Annotated in this window: 2 protein-coding genes; both read left to right on the top strand. The window is 46.1% G+C overall.

Annotated features, from left to right (window positions below):
- Positions 1-2,094 (top strand): TRAP transporter fused permease subunit (locus tag F7C14_RS08825; protein ID WP_290901972.1); only part of this gene is annotated, 2,094 nt, incomplete at its 5' end.
- Positions 2,075-3,185, top strand: a 1,111-nt coding sequence (locus tag F7C14_RS08820; RefSeq protein ID WP_290901970.1) for an aspartate aminotransferase family protein, incomplete at its 3' end; no start/stop codon positions are given. The genes F7C14_RS08825 and F7C14_RS08820, both read left to right, overlap by 20 nt.

Genomic DNA, 3,185 nt, shown 5'->3' with positions numbered 1-3,185 from the left:
GAAGCTTTCGTTTTGGCAATGATTTTGGTCATAGCATTCCTTCTTTATCCGATAAGGAACAAGGAGAAGTACCTCAAAAAAGTTCAGCTCTACGACTACTTTTTAATAGCCCTGAGTCTTTTGAGCATGTTTTACATGTTCATAAGATTTCCGGAGTACACTCAATTTTACGATGTAAAATTCTACGACATTGTATTTGGCCTAATCGCCATAGCCGTTGTCCTTGAAGCTACAAGAAGAACAGTGGGCTGGATTCTTCCGGCTATAGTCATCGTTTTCTTAGCTTACGGAATTCAGGATACGAGATTCAACTGGAATAGGTTCGTTCAGTATCTATATTTGGATCAGGGTATTTTCGGAATACCCTTCTACGTTATGACCATTTACGTTTTCGCTTTCGTCTTCTTCGGAGCTTTTCTTTTGAGAATTGGTGTGAGCGATTACGTAACAAAATTCATGATCTCTTTATTCGGTCCGAGGCAAGGAGGCCCAGCGAAAGCGGCAGTCGTTTCAAGCGGCTTGATGGGAACTGTCAGCGGAAGCTCCGTCGCAAACGTTCTGACAACCGGCACTTTTACAATACCTCTGATGAAAAAAGCCGGTTATCCTCCTGAAACGGCTGGAGCGGTCGAACCAGTAGCCTCTACTGGAGGACAGCTAATGCCGCCGATAATGGGTGCTGCTGCCTTCATAATGGCTCAGTTTCTTGGAATTCCCTACAACAAGCTGATAATTGCCGCAGTTTTACCGGCTTTGATTTACTACGCTGGTGTTTACATCTTCATCGACCTTGAGACGAAAAGACTCGGTTTGAAGGGGTTACCGAAAGAGTACTTCACACCGCTCAATTACTTTTTAAGAAAAATATACATCCTCCTTCCGATAGGAGTTATTACGCTCGCTCTCGTGTGGGGCATAGCTCCTCACATAGCTGCCATCTCATCCCTCGGAATTGCGATTTGGGTGGCTTGGATTTCCAAAGATGAAATCCCCGGAGACGAGAGAATTTACGTCGCTTTTATCCTCCTTACAACGATTTTGATGTTCTCTGGAAGAGAGCTATCGTTTATCTCCGCTCCCTCTCTAATTTTCCTTGCCTTTCTTCTTTTATTCCTCGCTTTTCTAAAGAAAGTCGAGTTTAACGAGAAATTTTACATAAGCCTTCTCTTCATTCTCTTCGCAGCATTCTGCAAGTTCCTCGGAATAAGAAAGGAAGAAATCCTCCTTATGAGCGGAGTTTTGGGGATAATTTTCTCCCTTGTAGTCGGGAGAATTTCGAAAAGCGAGGAAGGAAAGAAAATGTTCTCCGCCACCTACGATTCGATGATCGATGCTGGAAAAACAAGCACGAGTGTGATGCTTGCAGCCGCTTCAGCGGGATTAATTCAGGGAGTTTTGACGATGACGGGATTAGTTACGAGCCTCGGCTACAAGCTTATCGATCTAACCGGCGGCTATCTGGCTTTGCTTCTTGTTATGGCTATGGTTTTCAGCCTCATCCTCGGAATGGGCGTTCCCACAACAGCCAACTACGTCATAACGTCCCTTGTAGCAGCTCCGGCTGTTTTCAACGCCGTGGCTGGGAACAGCATATACGAAGCCTTCGTTCCCGGAACGACAACAGCCACGGCTTTGCTTGCAGCCCACTTCTTCGTCTTCTACTTCGGAATACTCGCAGATCTAACCCCGCCAGTCGCTTTAGCAGCTTACGCTGGATCTGCTTTAGCTAAAAGCGATTTTTGGAAAACCGCAAGGAATTCGGTAAAGTACGCTTTAGCCGGCTACATCGGGCCCTACATCTATTTCACCCATCCGGAGATGTTTCTCATAACAGTTCAGAGCTGGGATCTGTATACGGTGGCGAAGCTCCTCTACTACTTCTTCGCAAGCGTTTTCGTCATGTATTTGATCGCTGTGGCAATAACCGGCTACTTTGGAAAGCCGTTGAGGAGAGAGGTTAAAGCTACTTTGCTTATACTCGGTTTAGCTGGAGCTACTTTGCATTACCTGCCCATTCTTCTTGGTATCGTGGCTTTGCTCGGCTTAAAAGCGTACAACAGAAGGGTGAGAGGTGATGTCGTTGAGGAGTTTTGAAATTTACGAAAAAGCTTCGAAGATTATTCCGAAGGCTGCCCAAACAGGTTTGAGGGCTGAAACGCACTACCCTCAGCCGTTTATTCCGGAAAAGGCTTTCGGATGCAAAATTGTCGACGTGGACGGAAAAGTTTACACCGACTATCATTTAGCCTTCGGTCCGATACTGCTCGGACACAACCATCCTGAAGTGAATGAGGCTGTGAAGGAGCAAATTGAAGAGGGTGTTTTGTTTGGAGCCGGTGTTTGCGAGCTTGAGGTGGAGGTTGCTGAAAAGCTTGTGGAATTGATTCCATCAGCTGAGATGGTTACCTTTGTTAATTCCGGCACGGAAGCTACGTATCATGCGATAAGGCTGTCGAGAGCTTACACAGAAAGAGAGAAGATAATCAAGTTCGAAGGCTGCTACCACGGCTGGCACGACTACGTGGCTTTCAACGTTAATCCGCCCAAAGAGAAAATGGGAAGAATTTACCCCCAATCGAAAGGCATACTGAAAGCTGCTTACGAAACTACAATCGTCCTGCCCTTCAACGATAAGGAAGCTTTTGAGGAGTACATGGCAGAACACGGAGAGGAAATTGCCGGAGTCATACTCGAACCGATTCCCCACAGCGTAGGGGCGATAATTCCGAAGAAAGATTTTCTGAAGAGCTTAAGAAGGGAGACTAAAAGTTACGGATCCGTTTTAATCTTCGACGAGATAATAACCGCCTTCAGACACAACATCCACGGGGTTCAGGAAGAATTCGGAGTAATCCCGGATTTAACCACGATAGGAAAATCGATGGGAAACGGGTATCCGGTGGCGGCGATAGTCGGAAAGGAGGAGATAATGTCGCTTGTGCATAATGGGGTTCTCGTTTCTGGAACGTACAGCGGTCACCCAGCGTCCCTTGCGGCTGTGAAGAAGACAATAGAAGTCCTCGAAAGGGAAAAAGTTGTGGAGTACATCTCCAAGCTTGGGGAAGAGTACAGAAAAGCTGTTAAGGATGTCATAGAAGATACGGAGACAAAAGCGAGGGTTGTTGGATACAAATCCATCTTCGCAATTCAATTTGCCGAAGGAGATGTAGTGGATTACTCTTCAG

Source organism: Ferroglobus sp. (assembly GCF_015521575.1).
Lineage (GTDB): Archaea > Halobacteriota > Archaeoglobi > Archaeoglobales > Archaeoglobaceae > Ferroglobus.
This window is presented reverse-complemented; position numbering and strand designations above follow the sequence as displayed.